Raw genomic sequence first — 15,807 nt, 5'->3', positions numbered from 1 at the left:
ATATCTATCACTAGACAACAAATATCAGCGTAAATTCAGCCGCACAGCAATAAAACAACACCGTTTCACCTTTTCCTGAGACCTCAATAATCTTGATTCAGATCACAGATAGCTCGAAATTTGCATATCATCCATTGCAACTCTTACGATTTCAATAAACAATGTTACCGGTAACATTTGATGTGAAAAGAATATCATCAACACACTGAGTCGATAAAAACAGTGTTGGCTGATAGTAAAATCTCTATTGTGAGGTCTGTAATTATGAGCAATTCCAAAAAGATAGCGAGTAGCGTTCATCCAGAAATAATGCGAATAACCAAGCGTATTATCGAACGTTCAAAAAACACAAGGGAACAGTATCTACACAAAATTGAACAAGCTCAGCGTACAACAGTGCATCGTGCTGAGCTCGCTTGTGGTAATCTCGCCCATGGTTTTGCTGCCTGCCAACCTGAAGATAAAAACATCCTCAAGAGCCTGACACACTCCGATATCGCGATTATTAACGCCTACAATGACATGCTATCCGCCCATCGCCCTTACGATACCTATCCAGAGCGCTTGAAAGCCGCATTACGTGAATCGGGTGCTATTGGCCAAGTCGCTGCGGGTGTACCTGCAATGTGTGATGGTGTGACCCAAGGTCAGGATGGTATGGAACTCTCTTTACTCAGCCGTGATGTCATTGCAATGTCCACCGCAATAGGGCTTTCACACAACATGTTCGATGGCGCTTTATATCTTGGTATTTGCGATAAAATTGTTCCGGGCCTCATGATAGGCGCCTTATCTTTCGGGCACCTACCGGCCATTTTTGTTCCAGCAGGGCCTATGACCACAGGGCTACCAAATAAAGAAAAAGTGAGGATCCGCCAGCAATATGTTGAAGGGAAAGTCGATCGCAGTGCTTTACTCGAAGCAGAAGCGGCCTCTTATCACAGTATAGGCACTTGTACCTTCTACGGCACGGCTAACTCTAATCAAATGGTCATGGAGGTGATGGGGCTTCATTTACCCGGTTCATCATTTGTGCAGCCTGACACACCATTACGCCATGCTTTAACAGATGCCGCGGCTCGCCAAATTACTCGCCTAACCAAACAGTCAGGCAACTACCTGCCTATCGGCCAGCTAGTTGATGAAAAAGTGATTGTGAATGGCATCATAGCCTTACTCGCAACGGGAGGCTCAACCAATTTAACGATGCACCTGATTGCTATCGCTAAGGCCGCAGGTATTATGATTAATTGGGATGATTTCTCTGAATTATCCGCCATTATTCCCTTAATCTGTCGTATCTATCCGAACGGACAAGCGGATATCAACCAATTTCAAGCGGCAGGCGGAGTTGCCCTGCTTGTTCATCAGCTGCTATCAAAAGGCCTACTTCATCATGATGTTAATACCGTTGCTGGTTATGGCCTTTCACACTACACCTTGGAACCATGGCTAAATAATGGGCAGTTAGAGTGGCGTGATGGTGCCAAAACCTCTTTTGACTTACAAGTCATCGCAGATATTCATCACCCCTTTTCTCAGCATGGCGGCACAAAGGTACTCTCTGGTAACTTAGGACGTGCGGTAATGAAAACGTCCGCTATACCTGAAGAAAATCAAATAATTGAAGCGCCTGCCGTCGTATTTAATGATCAACACGCTATCCTCCCCCTTTTTGAATCCGGAGCATTGAATCGCGATTGTGTCATTATCGTTCGTTTCCAAGGCCCATCTGCAAATGGTATGCCTGAACTCCATAAATTAATGCCACCATTAGGTGTTTTAATGGACCGAGGCTATCAAGTCGCCTTGGTTACAGATGGTCGTTTATCTGGCGCATCAGGCAAAGTTCCATCAGCCATTCATGTCACTCCTGAAGCCAACAAAGGGGGCTTGCTCGCCAAAGTACAAGATGGAGATATGATACGTGTTAATGGTCTAACGGGTGAGCTAACGCTATTAGTCGATGAACATGAACTTGCGAAACGTCAAGCGTATCAACCTGATTTAAGTACCCAATATTCAGGTTGTGGCAGAGAACTATTTGGTGCACTGCGCCAGCATTGTTCGGGTGCGGAAGAAGGCGCTTGTAGTCTCAATTTTTAACTGTTTCAGTGGATTAGGAAAAGATTATGCAAAATTGGAAATTGTCGGCTGAGGATGTACTAAATACAGGTCCTGTCGTTCCCGTTATCGTCATTAATCAACTTGAGCACGCAATCCCTCTTGCAAAAGCACTCGTCAAAGGGGGGATTAAAGTACTCGAAGTGACGCTACGAACAGAATGTGCCATTGACGCGATTCGGCTTATCGCAAAAGAAGTTCCGGAAGCCATTATTGGTGCAGGCACTGTAATTAACGTTCAACAACTTGAAGCAGTCACCGAAGCTGGAGCGCAATTTGCTATTAGCCCAGGGCTAACGGAAGAGTTACTCTGTGCGGCAACTCAGGGCTGTATTCCTTTAATTCCAGGTATATCCACCGTTTCTGAATTAATGCTTGGAATGAATCATGGTTTGAAGGCGTTTAAGTTCTTTCCTGCTGAAGCTAATGGCGGAATTAAAGCTCTGCAAGCCATCGCTGGCCCGTTCCCGCAAGTAAAATTCTGCCCGACGGGAGGGATATCTCCTGCCAATTATCGCGATTACCTCGCATTAAAAAGCGTACTATGTATTGGCGGCTCATGGCTAGTGCCAGAGGATGCCTTGAAAGCCGGTGACTATCCGCGCATCACTCAATTAGCGGAAGAAGCCATTAAGGGCGCTAAGCTAGCATAAAATCTATACCGAGCCAGAGTTGATGACGACAGTGGCTCGGTATCTTAAGCTCAGTCACTATTTATACACACTTTTTCATGCGTAATACATCGGCAAAAGCGCAGTTCCTCTTGATACGCATAAACGTCCTCTATATGCCCACTACGGATCCTATTTTGTAAACTTTGCCAATATTCTGCCGTAAATAGATTTCCGTGCCGTTCTTGCAGATAGCCTCGTATTTTGGGGTCTTGGCATAAAAACAGCGCGAATTCCTCAGGAAAAACATCATGCTCTCCTACGCTATACCAAGGCTCTCCCGACAGCTCCTGCTCTGGATACATTGGCTCAGGGATACGTCGGAAATTCACCTCGGTCATATAACAAATTTCATCATAGTCATAAAAAACAACACGCCCATGCCGTGTCACGCCAAAGTTTTTAAACAACATATCACCAGGAAAAATATTCGCTGCGGCAAGCTGCTTGATTGCTTGACCGTATTCATCAATCACATGGCGTAATTCCGCTTCATTGGCATCATCCATATAAATATTGAGAGGCGTCATCTTTCTTTCCATATACAAATGACGGATCAATATTTTGTCTCCTAAATCTTCAATTAATGACGGAGTTTCCTTTCGCAACTCCTCCATTAACTCATCACTGATATAGCGTTTATCTATGATAAAATTTTCAAATTCTTGGGTATCGGCCATGCGACCAACTCTGTCATGCTCCTTCACCAACCGATAGCACTCCTGTACGCGCGCTCTTGTGACCTCTTTTTGGGGGGCAAACTCGTCTTTAATCAACTTAAATACCCGATCAAATGACGGTGAAGTGAACACCAACATCACCATTCCTTTAACCCCCGGCGCTATCGTAAATTGTTCTCGAGAAAAATTAATAAAAGCCAAGTATTCACGGTAATATTCTGTTTTACCATGCTTTTGGCAGCCAATTGCCATATACAACTCAGCAATGGATTTACTGGGTAAAATTTCTCTTAACCAAAAAACTAATGCCGCAGGAAAAGGGGCATATACCATAAAATAAGAGCGAGCAAACCCAAAAACAATACTTGCTTCGTCAAATCCCGTTAAACAGGTGTCCACATAAAGGCTATTATCAGCGTCATGGTGGATAGGTAATAAAAATGGATGAACCTCATCATTAATAACGAGTTTACCCACTAGCCAAGCCGCTTTATTTCGATAAAATAATTCATTAACTATATGAAAAGAAACGCTTTCATCTTGAATATTCGGGAAGCGGGAAATTAAGCTATCAACAATACATTGCACATCCCAATTTAAAGAACGCCACCGTAATCGTAATGGCAGCGCACTGAGTATCTCTTGTAACACAGTAAATAAACTGCCATTGACCAAATATTGCCGATCGAGTGGCCTGGGAAGATCACTAAAACGCCGTGCAGGTTGAGATGTGAATATAAACAAATTTTCTTGTGTCAGCTCGCGATGCTTAAACAGACGACAATACACTGAATTAAAAAAACTTTCCGCTATTTCAAAACGAGGGTAATTAGGTAACAGAGTGGTATAAACACGTTTGATGCTGGATAACATTTCCGGTGTTAATGACTGAACTAATCCCATAAATTGCAACTGAGCCACCACCAATCCAACATGATGGTCATAAAGTTGTATTCTTTGCTTCATCGCATCTTGGATTGCATGCCAATCAGCCCGCTCAAATCGTTCTTGTGCACCCGAGGTTATTTCTAAAAAACGACCATACTGAGCATCAAAACCCTGCAAGATTGTCTGAGCAATTATCTGTTCAGTCGATAGTGTCATAGTAGCTCCCGACAAAAAACGGCACTCGAAAGTGCCGAAAAAATAAAAAACAGATACACGTGAACAAAAGGAATCGATGTGTCACTTAGGCAAAAATTTGCCTTTTAGAACTGTTCTTCTTCTGTCGACCCCGTCAAGGCAGTGACTGACGATGTGCCACCTTGAATGACGGTTGTAACCTTATCAAAGTAACCCGTGCCCACCTCTTGTTGATGCGAAGAGAAAGTATATCCTTTATTAATAGCCGCAAATTCACGTTCTTGTACCTTCTCAACATAATGCTTCATTCCCTCTCCTTGCGCATATGCATGAGCTAAGTCAAACATGTTAAACCACATGCTATGAATCCCCGCTAAGGTGATAAATTGGAAACGGTACCCCATCGCTGAAAGTTCATCTTGGAAGCGTGCAATCGTTGCATCATCTAGATTCTTCTTCCAATTAAATGAAGGTGAACAGTTATAAGCCAATAATTTACCTGGGTATTTTGCATGAATCGCCTCAGCAAATTGGCGAGCAGCTTCCAAATCTGGCTTTGACGTTTCACACCAAACTAAATCGGCATATGGTGCATAAGCTAATCCACGGCTAATCGCTTGTTCGATCCCTGCTTTCGTACGGAAAAAGCCTTCATTGGTTCTTTCCCCTGTAATAAATTCAGCATCATAAGGATCACAGTCCGATGTTAAAAGATCAGCCGCATCCGCATCAGTTCTAGCGATCAGAATAGTTGCCACCCCTGAGACATCTGCTGCCAGTCGAGCGGCAACTAGTTTTTGTACCGCCTCTTGAGTTGGAACTAATACTTTTCCTCCCATATGGCCACACTTTTTAACCGCCGCTAGTTGATCTTCAAAGTGTACCGCCGCAGCCCCAGCTTCAATCATGCCTTTCATTAATTCAAAGGCATTAAGAACGCCACCAAAACCAGCTTCTGCATCAGCGACAATCGGTAAAAAGAAATCGATATATTCTTTATTTTCAGGTCCAATACCATTAGCCCACTGAATTTGATCCGCTCGACGGAACGTATTATTTATCTTTTTAACGACTGAAGGCACCGAATCTACGGGATATAACGATTGGTCAGGATACATACTTGAAGCCGTATTGGCATCCGCAGCGACTTGCCAACCAGAAAGATAGATAGCTTCAATGCCTGCTTTCGCTTGTTGTAATGCTTGACCGCCGGTTAATGCGCCCAACGCATTCACATAACCTTTTTTAGACTGGCCGTGAAGCTGCTCCCATAATCTTTGTGCTCCCTTGGTCGCAAGCGTATGTTCTGGGTTAACTGAACCACGCAGCTTCACCACTTCTTCAGCACTATAAGGGCGAGTAATGCCTTTCCAACGTGCTTTTTTCCATTCGTTCTCTAATTGGGTAATCTGCTCTGCGCGTGATATCGTCATGTTCGTATTCCTTATAATTTATGTAGGGTCTATGATGTTTTGTTCTATATTGATTACTGAATAAGTTGGTAGCCCGGCACAGTTAAAAATTCTATTAATTCATCCTGTGTTGTTATCCTGCGCATTAAATCTGCTGCTTCACGGAAACGACCATGTTGGAATTTTTGATCGCCAAGCTCTTGTTGAATGACTTGCAACTCTTCATCTAGCATCTCTTCAAACAGTGCTTTCGTGACTTTTTCACCATTTGAAAGTGACTTTCCATGACGTATCCATTGCCAAATAGAGGTACGAGATATTTCAGCCGTCGCGGCATCTTCCATCAAACCATAAATAGGTACACACCCATTCCCAGAGATCCAAGCTTCGATATATTGCACCGCAACACGGATATTGGCTCTCATACCAGCTTCAGTTCTCTCACCTTCACAAGGTTGTAATAGCTGTTGAGCACTAATCTCTTCATCGGATTCACGAGACACATCTAATTGATTTTTGCGTTCACCTAAAACGTGATTAAAAACGTCCATGACAGTGTCAGCCAATCCTGGATGTGCAACCCAAGAACCATCATGCCCATTGCGTGCTTCCAGCTCTTTATCCGCTTTAACTTTCGCTAAGATAGCCTTGTTTTCTTCCGCGTCTTTACTTGGAATAAAGGCCGACATGCCTCCCATCGCAAAAGCGCCTCTACGATGGCAGGTTTTAATTAATAAACGCGAATAAGCACTTAAAAAAGGTTGTGTCATCGTCACTACCTGACGATCAGGCAAGACTCTATCTGAATGCTCTTTTAATGTTTTGATATAACTAAAAATGTAATCCCAACGGCCACAGTTAAGCCCAACAATGTGATGACGCATGTGATATAAAATTTCATCCATTTGAAAAACAGCAGGCAGTGTTTCAATAAGAACGGTCGCTTTAATCGTTCCTCTTGGTAAACCAACGGTATCTTCAGCCGCGCTAAACACATCACTCCACCACTTAGCCTCTTGCCAAGACTCAAGTTTCGGTATGTAAAAATAAGGGCCACTTCCTTTTGCCAGTAACGCTGCATAGTTATGGAAAAAGTAGAGAGCGAAATCAAACAGGCCACCAGGAATTGGTTTTCCCTCAAGCAATACATGTTTTTCATCTAAATGCAGGCCACGCACACGGGCAATCAGGACTGCTGGATTAGATTTTAATTGGTAGACCTTTCCATTTTCATTGGTATAGGAGATATCCCCACGAATTGCATCTCTTAAATTTATTTGACCATCAATCAATTTATCCCATGACGGAGAAAGGGAATCTTCAAAGTCAGCCATAAAAACTTTTACATTGGCATTCAGTGCATTAATCACCATTTTGCGTTCAACAGGGCCAGTGATCTCGACTCGGCGATCACGCAAATCCTCAGGGATATTTTGAATTTTCCAGTCGGAATTTTTAATGGAATCACTTTCTGAAATAAAATCAGGTAACACGCCTGAGTCAATTTGCTGCTGTTTAACCTGCCGTTCTTTTAATAAAGATTCTCTTTTAGCTGAAAATTTTTCTGCAAGATCCGACAGAAAAGCGATAGCATCAGCCGTTAGCACCTCGCTATCTTGCTGATTAAAACTGTTTGTAAACGTTAATGTTGATGCTGATAACTGCTGGTCCATTAGTCAATCCTCATTCATGTCCGCCGATAGAATTAAGATTAACCTAAAATAAAAATAAATCAAAAACGGTTTCCATTTTATTTTAAAACCAACATAATCAATTGATAATAAACATAATTTAAATAAATTTAATTATGATTATACGTTCCCTTTTAAGATGATAAGATGTTAAACGTAAGTTAAATCAATGTGTTATAAGAATAACAACTCATTATCAATTTATCGTAAAAAACAAAAAAGCAGCCAATAAATGGCTGCTTTGATTCTTCCAAAAACACATAACTTAGTTTAACTAACTAAAAATACTTACAACTCACATTTAATACTCTTTTAAATCGCTATTTTACTAGAATATTGACTGTTTTTTAGTCTAAAGTAGGTTCCATATGGCTAAGATCAAAAGGTGTGATCTGATACACATAATAATTCAACCAATTAGAGAAAAGTAGGTGACCATGACTACGCCAGCTAACAATGGGATCCTTTTCCGGATCATTTTCTTTAAAATAATTACACGGTATTTTAGGTGAGAGGCCTGCATCCATATCACGCCAATATTCCTGAGCAAGGGTTTCGGCATCATATTCCGGATGACCTGTAACAAAAACCAGTCGTTTATCTTTCGATGCGAATAAATATGCGCCCGCTTCTTGTGAACTCGCCAATATTTCTAAATCGGTATACTCGCGAATAAGTTTTTCAGGAAAATCAGCATAACGTGAATGTGGTGCATAAAAAGAGCCATCAAATCCCCTTGTTAACAAGGCGAAAGGTTCAAGGGTATCATGCTGATAGATACCAGATAACTTTTCTTCTCGAGTCCATTTAGGGAGGTCATAAAGTACTTTAAGCGCCGCTTGCACAGCCCAGCAAACAAATAGGGTCGATGTCACATGATCCTTCGCCCAGTGAAGAACTTGTTCTATTTGTTCCCAATACGCCACATCACAAAACTCAACTAGGCCAAGGGGTGCACCCGTGACGATTAATCCATCAAAGTTTTGGTCTTTAATATCGTCAAAGTCACAATAAAACGTATCCAAATGTTCTGCTGGAGTATTTTTAGATTCTCGCTGGTCAATACGTAATAATTGAATATCGACTTGAAGCGGAGTATTCGATAGTAAACGTAAAAATTGGTTTTCAGTTTCAATCTTTTTAGGCATTAAGTTAAGCAGTAATACTTTCAAGGGACGGATCTCCTGAAGGCTTGCTCTTGTCGTTGTCATGACAAAAACATTTTCTTCTCGCAAGAAATTTACCGCGGGCAACTCATCTGGTAAACGAATTGGCATCCTTTATCCCCTTTTATACATTTATACGTTTAGACTTCTAGAATGCCAAACAATTTAACTAAAATTGCCCCCAATGTCGAGACTTTCACGACCAATTGAAATAATTTCAAGATATTAGATTAAATTCACTTCTCCTTATAAATATATAAGACTTATAATTAATTGATTATTAAAATATTATTATAAAAACCATCAGGTTATATAACTCAAAATTTATTAGAATTTGTATTTATATAATATGTAATTTATCGAATCTGGAAGAAGTAGCTGATTGGATAGAAAGATGGCAGGAAGGAGTGAGACTCGATGCTGTAGCGAATGATAAATAGCAATTAATAGCAGTAAAATGTAAGCGGCCAATCATCACTCATGCAACTCTACACCTATATCTCGTATGCGAACTAGCCCTCATAAAGGATGCGTGACTCGTTTATCGCTAACCGATATAGCAAGCAGGAATGGCATAAGATCAATAAACTGAATGGCTTTTACTTTATGAGTTGATTTTATTGATATTATTAGTTGTCGTATTTTAATAAAAGATGCAGAAAAAAACGCTTTAAACGACTTATTCATTCTTTAAATTAATTAATTTTCAAAAATTTAATTGTTAAAGTGTTAAAACTTACTTATAGATCGCTAAATTATTATCGATACTCAATAAATATTCGTCTCCTTCTATGGTCAGAATAATAAAAAACCATCTTCAACAAGAATGAGCTAAAGGTCGTCAATGACCTCTACCGCTATTTGACTCTCCCCTAACAGCCTCTGAGGCCAGAGCTTATAAGCTAGCGAGTTATTTACCTATAAGTTGATGAGATGGATATCGAGTACTCAGTATGATAAAGCGATCTAAACCATTATGTTATTTCGATACCGATTGCGATTCATAAAAATAAACACCAGTCATCCTATAAAATGGTCTCAACCATGAAAATAAGTCGAATAGTGAGCCATTCCTTTATCTCTACTCAATGTATTGGCCATCAATATGCGGTTCGCTGGTGCAGGATTGGTGAGGAAGTGCCGTGGATGGGGTTGGTGGTGACAGTAAGGCAGAAGGATGATAAAACGGTATCACATCCCCCAAACGCAAAAAAGCCACCCATCGGGTGGCTTTCTCACTAATTTAATGTCTGGCAGTTCCCTACTCTCACATGGGGAGACCCCACACTACCATCGGCGCTACGGCGTTTCACTGCTGAGTTCGGCATGGGGTCAGGTGGGACCACCGCGCTATTGCCGCCAGACAAATTCGGTTTTTGTTCCCGTCGGCTTGCACCAACCAGAACAGCAATCTTGAACAAGCTAATTTCTCACACTCTGCGTGCGCTTCACAACGTTCTCTCTAAAACACCTTCGGTGTTGTCAGGTTAAGCCTCACGGTTCATTAGTACTGGTTAGCTCAACGTATCGCTACGCTTACACACCCAGCCTATCAACGTCTTAGTCTTAAACGTTCCTTTAGGACCCTTAAAGAGTCAGGGAAGACTCATCTCAAGGCAAGTTTCCCGCTTAGATGCTTTCAGCGGTTATCTCTTCCGCACTTAGCTACCGGGCAGTGCCATTGGCATGACAACCCGAACACCAGTGGTGCGTCCACTCCGGTCCTCTCGTACTAGGAGCAGCCCCTTTCAATCTTCCAACGCCCACGGCAGATAGGGACCGAACTGTCTCACGACGTTCTAAACCCAGCTCGCGTACCACTTTAAATGGCGAACAGCCATACCCTTGGGACCTACTTCAGCCCCAGGATGTGATGAGCCGACATCGAGGTGCCAAACACCGCCGTCGATATGAACTCTTGGGCGGTATCAGCCTGTTATCCCCGGAGTACCTTTTATCCGTTGAGCGATGGCCCTTCCATTCAGAACCACCGGATCACTAAGACCTACTTTCGTACCTGCTCGAGCCGTCACTCTCGCAGTCAAGCTGGCTTATGCCTTTGCACTAACCGCATGATGTCCGACCATGCTTAGCCAACCTTCGTGCTCCTCCGTTACTCTTTGGGAGGAGACCGCCCCAGTCAAACTACCCACCAGACACTGTCCGCACCCCAGATAATGGGGCCACGTTAGAACATCAAACATTAAAGGGTGGTATTTCAAGGTTGGCTCCATGCAGACTGGCGTCCACACTTCAAAGCCTCCCACCTATCCTACACATCAAGGCTCAATGTTCAGTGTCAAGCTATAGTAAAGGTTCACGGGGTCTTTCCGTCTTGCCGCGGGTACACTGCATCTTCACAGCGAGTTCAATTTCACTGAGTCTCGGGTGGAGACAGCCTGGCCATCATTACGCCATTCGTGCAGGTCGGAACTTACCCGACAAGGAATTTCGCTACCTTAGGACCGTTATAGTTACGGCCGCCGTTTACTGGGGCTTCGATCAAGAGCTTCTCCTTACGGATAACCCCATCAATTAACCTTCCAGCACCGGGCAGGCGTCACACCGTATACGTCCACTTTCGTGTTTGCACAGTGCTGTGTTTTTAATAAACAGTTGCAGCCAGCTGGTATCTGCGACTGGCTTCAGCTCCATCCGCGAGGGACTTCACCTAGCGCCAGCGTGCCTTCTCCCGAAGTTACGGCACCATTTTGCCTAGTTCCTTCACCCGAGTTCTCTCAAGCGCCTGAGTATTCTCTACCTGACCACCTGTGTCGGTTTGGGGTACGATTAATGATAATCTAGAGCTTAGAGGCTTTTCCTGGAAGCGGGGCATGAGCTACTTCGCCACCGTAGTGACTCGTCATCAGACCTCAGCATGTAGTGAACCGGATTTGCCTAATTCACCTGCCTACATCCTTAAACCGGGACAACCGTCGCCCGGCCAGCCTAGCCTTCTCCGTCCCCCCATCGCAATTATCACCAGTACAGGAATATTAACCTGTTTCCCATCGACTACGCATTTCTGCCTCGCCTTAGGGGTCGACTCACCCTGCCCCGATTAACGTTGGACAGGAACCCTTGGTCTTCCGGCGTGCGGGTTTTTCACCCGCATTATCGTTACTTATGTCAGCATTCGCACTTCTGATACCTCCAGCATGCCTCGCAGCACACCTTCGCAGGCTTACAGAACGCTCCCCTACCCAACAACATCTAAATGTCGCTGCCGCAGCTTCGGTGCATGGTTTAGCCCCGTTACATCTTCCGCGCAGGCCGACTCGACCAGTGAGCTATTACGCTTTCTTTAAATGATGGCTGCTTCTAAGCCAACATCCTGGCTGTCTGAGCCTTCCCACTTCGTTTCCCACTTAACCATGACTTTGGGACCTTAGCTGGCGGTCTGGGTTGTTTCCCTCTTCACGACGAACGTTAGCACCCGCCGTGTGTCTCCCGTGATAACATTCTTCGGTATTCGTAGTTTGCATCGGGTTGGTAAGTCGGGATGACCCCCTAGCCGAAACAGTGCTCTACCCCCGAAGATGAGTTCACGAGGCGCTACCTAAATAGCTTTCGGGGAGAACCAGCTATCTCCCGGTTTGATTGGCCTTTCACCCCCAGCCACAAGTCATCCGCTAATTTTTCAACATTAGTCGGTTCGGTCCTCCAGTTAGTGTTACCCAACCTTCAACCTGCCCATGGCTAGATCACCGGGTTTCGGGTCTATACCCTGCAACTTAATCGCCCAGTTAAGACTCGGTTTCCCTACGGCTCCCCTATACGGTTAACCTTGCTACAGAATATAAGTCGCTGACCCATTATACAAAAGGTACGCAGTCACCCCATCCTCAAATGTCCCGCTTGTCTTTGCGGCCAATCTTTCCCGATTTTTTAACTTCCGCTGCTCGTGTACTTCTATGTACACTGCGCTGCGGCTTGAAAAAATCAGCCAATCTTGTTTGCAAATCCTGCGCTGTTCTTGTGGTGGTTGTTTAAACCCTCACTCAATTGCCGAGGCACTTGAGTGATGGGGCTCCCACTGCTTGTACGTACACGGTTTCAGGTTCTATTTCACTCCCCTCGCTGGGGTTCTTTTCGCCTTTCCCTCACGGTACTGGTTCACTATCGGTCAATCAGGAGTATTTAGCCTTGGAGGATGGTCCCCCCATATTCAGACAGGATAACACGTGTCCCGCCCTACTCGTCGAGTTCACAACACCAACACCTTCGGATACGGGGCTATCACCCTTTACTGCCGGACTTTCCAGACCGTTCTCCTGATGCTGATGCTGATTAAGACTCTGGGCTGCTCCCCGTTCGCTCGCCGCTACTAGGGGAATCTCGGTTGATTTCTTTTCCTCGAGGTACTGAGATGTTTCAGTTCCCTCGGTTCGCCTCGTTTGACTATGGATTCATCAAACGATAGTGCAACGAATTGCACTGGGTTTCCCCATTCGGACATCGTCGGCTATAGCGGTTCATATCACCTTACCGACGCTTTTCGCAGATTAGCACGTCCTTCATCGCCTCTGATTGCCTAGGCATCCACCGTGTACGCTTAGTCGCTTAACCTCACAACCCGAAATTGTTTCAACGATCACCTAACTGTCATTGCTGTGCGTGGTGAAATTCTTTGTTGCGCGGTGCTCGTCATGCTCACGTACCAATGTACGCTGCGCTGACTGCGCTCCTACGCCGCGAATTTCACACTGCTCGCTCATGCCACTCGTTTGAATGATCGAAAATTTCAGGTTTGAAATTTTGAGAGACTCTCACATTGTTTAAGCGATAAACAATGTGCGTTGTTTCAATTTTCAGCTTGTTCCAGATTGTTAAAGAGCATAATTGTTAAACTAACTCAGTGAATTAGTTTAATCATTATTGAGGACATCGTCTTTCACTCGATATCGGCGCAATTGGCGTCCCCTAGGGGATTCGAACCCCTGTTACCGCCGTGAAAGGGCGGTGTCCTAGGCCTCTAGACGAAGGGGACACGAAATATTGCACAACCATGTTGTGGCCTATTTCATGCAAGCCTTACCCTTTGGTAAGTCTCCCACGTATAGCCTATTGCTCTACTTTTCATCAGACAATCTGTGTGAACACTTCACAGGAACACTTCAATGGTAAGGAGGTGATCCAACCGCAGGTTCCCCTACGGTTACCTTGTTACGACTTCACCCCAGTCATGGATCACAAAGTGGTAAGCGCCCTCCCGAAGGTTAAGCTACCTACTTCTTTTGCAACCCACTCCCATGGTGTGACGGGCGGTGTGTACAAGGCCCGGGAACGTATTCACCGTAGCATTCTGATCTACGATTACTAGCGATTCCGACTTCATGGAGTCGAGTTGCAGACTCCAATCCGGACTACGACGTACTTTATGAGTTCCGCTTGCTCTCGCGAGGTCGCTTCTCTTTGTATACGCCATTGTAGCACGTGTGTAGCCCTACTCGTAAGGGCCATGATGACTTGACGTCATCCCCACCTTCCTCCGGTTTATCACCGGCAGTCTCCTTTGAGTTCCCGACCGAATCGCTGGCAACAAAGGATAAGGGTTGCGCTCGTTGCGGGACTTAACCCAACATTTCACAACACGAGCTGACGACAGCCATGCAGCACCTGTCTCAGAGTTCCCGAAGGCACCAAAGCATCTCTGCTAAGTTCTCTGGATGTCAAGAGTAGGTAAGGTTCTTCGCGTTGCATCGAATTAAACCACATGCTCCACCGCTTGTGCGGGCCCCCGTCAATTCATTTGAGTTTTAACCTTGCGGCCGTACTCCCCAGGCGGTCGATTTAACGCGTTAGCTCCGGAAGCCACGCCTCAAGGGCACAACCTCCAAATCGACATCGTTTACAGCGTGGACTACCAGGGTATCTAATCCTGTTTGCTCCCCACGCTTTCGCACCTGAGCGTCAGTCTTTGTCCAGGGGGCCGCCTTCGCCACCGGTATTCCTCCACATCTCTACGCATTTCACCGCTACACATGGAATTCTACCCCCCTCTACAAGACTCTAGCTGACCAGTCTTAGATGCCATTCCCAGGTTAAGCCCGGGGATTTCACATCTAACTTAATCAACCGCCTGCGTGCGCTTTACGCCCAGTAATTCCGATTAACGCTTGCACCCTCCGTATTACCGCGGCTGCTGGCACGGAGTTAGCCGGTGCTTCTTCTGTCGGTAACGTCAATCGTTGATGATATTAGCATCAACGCCTTCCTCCCGACTGAAAGTACTTTACAACCCTAGGGCCTTCTTCATACACGCGGCATGGCTGCATCAGGCTTGCGCCCATTGTGCAATATTCCCCACTGCTGCCTCCCGTAGGAGTCTGGGCCGTGTCTCAGTCCCAGTGTGGCTGATCATCCTCTCAGACCAGCTAGGGATCGTCGCCTAGGTGAGCCATTACCCCACCTACTAGCTAATCCCATATGGGTTCATCCGATAGCGCAAGGCCCGAAGGTCCCCTGCTTTGCTCCTTAGAGATTATGCGGTATTAGCCACCGTTTCCAGTAGTTATCCCCCTCTATCGGGCAGATCCCCATACATTACTCACCCGTCCGCCGCTCGTCAGCGAGAAGCAAGCTTCCCCTGTTACCGCTCGACTTGCATGTGTTAGGCCTGCCGCCAGCGTTCAATCTGAGCCATGATCAAACTCTTCAATTAAAAGTAGTCTGATGCTCAAAGAATTAAACTGTTTATCAATTCGCTTCTTTTCGGCTAACATTGTCGGCTTCGCTCCGCTTTCCTCGCCGTACTTCAGTACTGTCTCGGAAATGCTCACTCGCCTTCGCGTTATCCTTCCACAATCGAATTGCACATTGTTAGTTCATATATGAATTAACGTGTTAGTCACTCTTCAAGACTTAAAATCAAATATTTTTTTGATAGTGTCCTGTGAGTGCCCACACAGATTGTCTGATAAATTGTTAAAGAGCGTTGCGACTTTATCTTTCGATATTAACCGTTTAGGTTGTTGTCG

At 44.8% G+C, this 15,807-nt stretch carries 7 protein-coding genes, 1 tRNA gene and 3 rRNA genes; 3 read left to right on the top strand and 8 right to left on the bottom strand.

What is annotated here, in order from left to right; translation table 11 throughout:
- Positions 1-264: 264 nt before the first annotated feature.
- Positions 265-2,106, top strand: coding sequence for a phosphogluconate dehydratase (gene edd, locus M1F03_RS01945; RefSeq protein WP_251464934.1), 1,842 nt, complete (start codon positions 265-267; stop codon positions 2,104-2,106).
- A gap of 26 nt (positions 2,107-2,132) precedes the next feature.
- Positions 2,133-2,777, top strand: coding sequence for a bifunctional 4-hydroxy-2-oxoglutarate aldolase/2-dehydro-3-deoxy-phosphogluconate aldolase (locus M1F03_RS01940; RefSeq protein ID WP_154623064.1), 645 nt, complete (start codon positions 2,133-2,135; stop codon positions 2,775-2,777).
- Positions 2,778-2,827: 50 nt separating this feature from the next.
- Here M1F03_RS01940 and aceK read toward each other — a convergent pair whose 3' ends face one another.
- From aceK to metA, 4 genes are all read right to left on the bottom strand, one after another.
- Positions 2,828-4,579, bottom strand: coding sequence for a bifunctional isocitrate dehydrogenase kinase/phosphatase (aceK, locus tag M1F03_RS01935; RefSeq protein ID WP_272661258.1), 1,752 nt, complete (start codon positions 4,577-4,579; stop codon positions 2,828-2,830).
- A gap of 104 nt (positions 4,580-4,683) precedes the next feature.
- Positions 4,684-5,991 carry an isocitrate lyase gene (gene aceA / locus M1F03_RS01930; RefSeq protein WP_154623066.1) on the bottom strand — a complete coding sequence of 436 codons (1,308 nt, stop codon included), beginning with the start codon at positions 5,989-5,991 and terminating at the stop codon, positions 4,684-4,686.
- Between the two features lie 53 nt (positions 5,992-6,044).
- Positions 6,045-7,643: a malate synthase A gene (aceB, locus tag M1F03_RS01925; RefSeq protein WP_154623067.1), complete on the bottom strand. Its 1,599-nt coding sequence runs from the start codon at positions 7,641-7,643 to the stop codon at positions 6,045-6,047.
- A 365-nt stretch (positions 7,644-8,008) separates the two neighbouring features.
- Complete coding sequence (metA, locus tag M1F03_RS01920; RefSeq protein ID WP_196713957.1) at positions 8,009-8,938, bottom strand: homoserine O-acetyltransferase MetA; 930 nt, start codon at positions 8,936-8,938, stop codon at positions 8,009-8,011.
- A gap of 933 nt (positions 8,939-9,871) precedes the next feature.
- Here metA and M1F03_RS01915 point away from each other — a divergent pair.
- The gene (locus M1F03_RS01915) at positions 9,872-10,069 is read left to right on the top strand and encodes a hypothetical protein (protein ID WP_163860651.1); all 198 of its coding nucleotides are present in this window, start codon (positions 9,872-9,874) and stop codon (positions 10,067-10,069) included.
- Positions 10,070-10,075: 6 nt separating this feature from the next.
- On the opposite strand, the gene rrf is transcribed toward M1F03_RS01915, so the two are convergent.
- From rrf to M1F03_RS01895, 4 genes are all read right to left on the bottom strand, one after another.
- Positions 10,076-10,191 (bottom strand): 5S ribosomal RNA (gene rrf / locus M1F03_RS01910).
- 119 nt (positions 10,192-10,310) lie between these two features.
- A 23S ribosomal RNA gene (locus tag M1F03_RS01905) occupies positions 10,311-13,396 on the bottom strand.
- A gap of 345 nt (positions 13,397-13,741) precedes the next feature.
- A tRNA-Glu gene (locus M1F03_RS01900) sits at positions 13,742-13,817 on the bottom strand.
- Positions 13,818-13,951: 134 nt separating this feature from the next.
- A 16S ribosomal RNA gene (locus M1F03_RS01895) occupies positions 13,952-15,491 on the bottom strand.
- The 16S, 23S and 5S rRNA genes sit together here with 1 tRNA gene alongside, the layout of an rRNA operon.
- Between the last annotated feature and the right edge of the window lie 316 nt (positions 15,492-15,807).

The organism is Providencia sp. PROV080 (genome assembly GCF_033688105.1).
Classification (GTDB): Bacteria; Pseudomonadota; Gammaproteobacteria; order Enterobacterales; family Enterobacteriaceae; genus Providencia; species Providencia zhejiangensis.
This window is presented reverse-complemented; position numbering and strand designations above follow the sequence as displayed.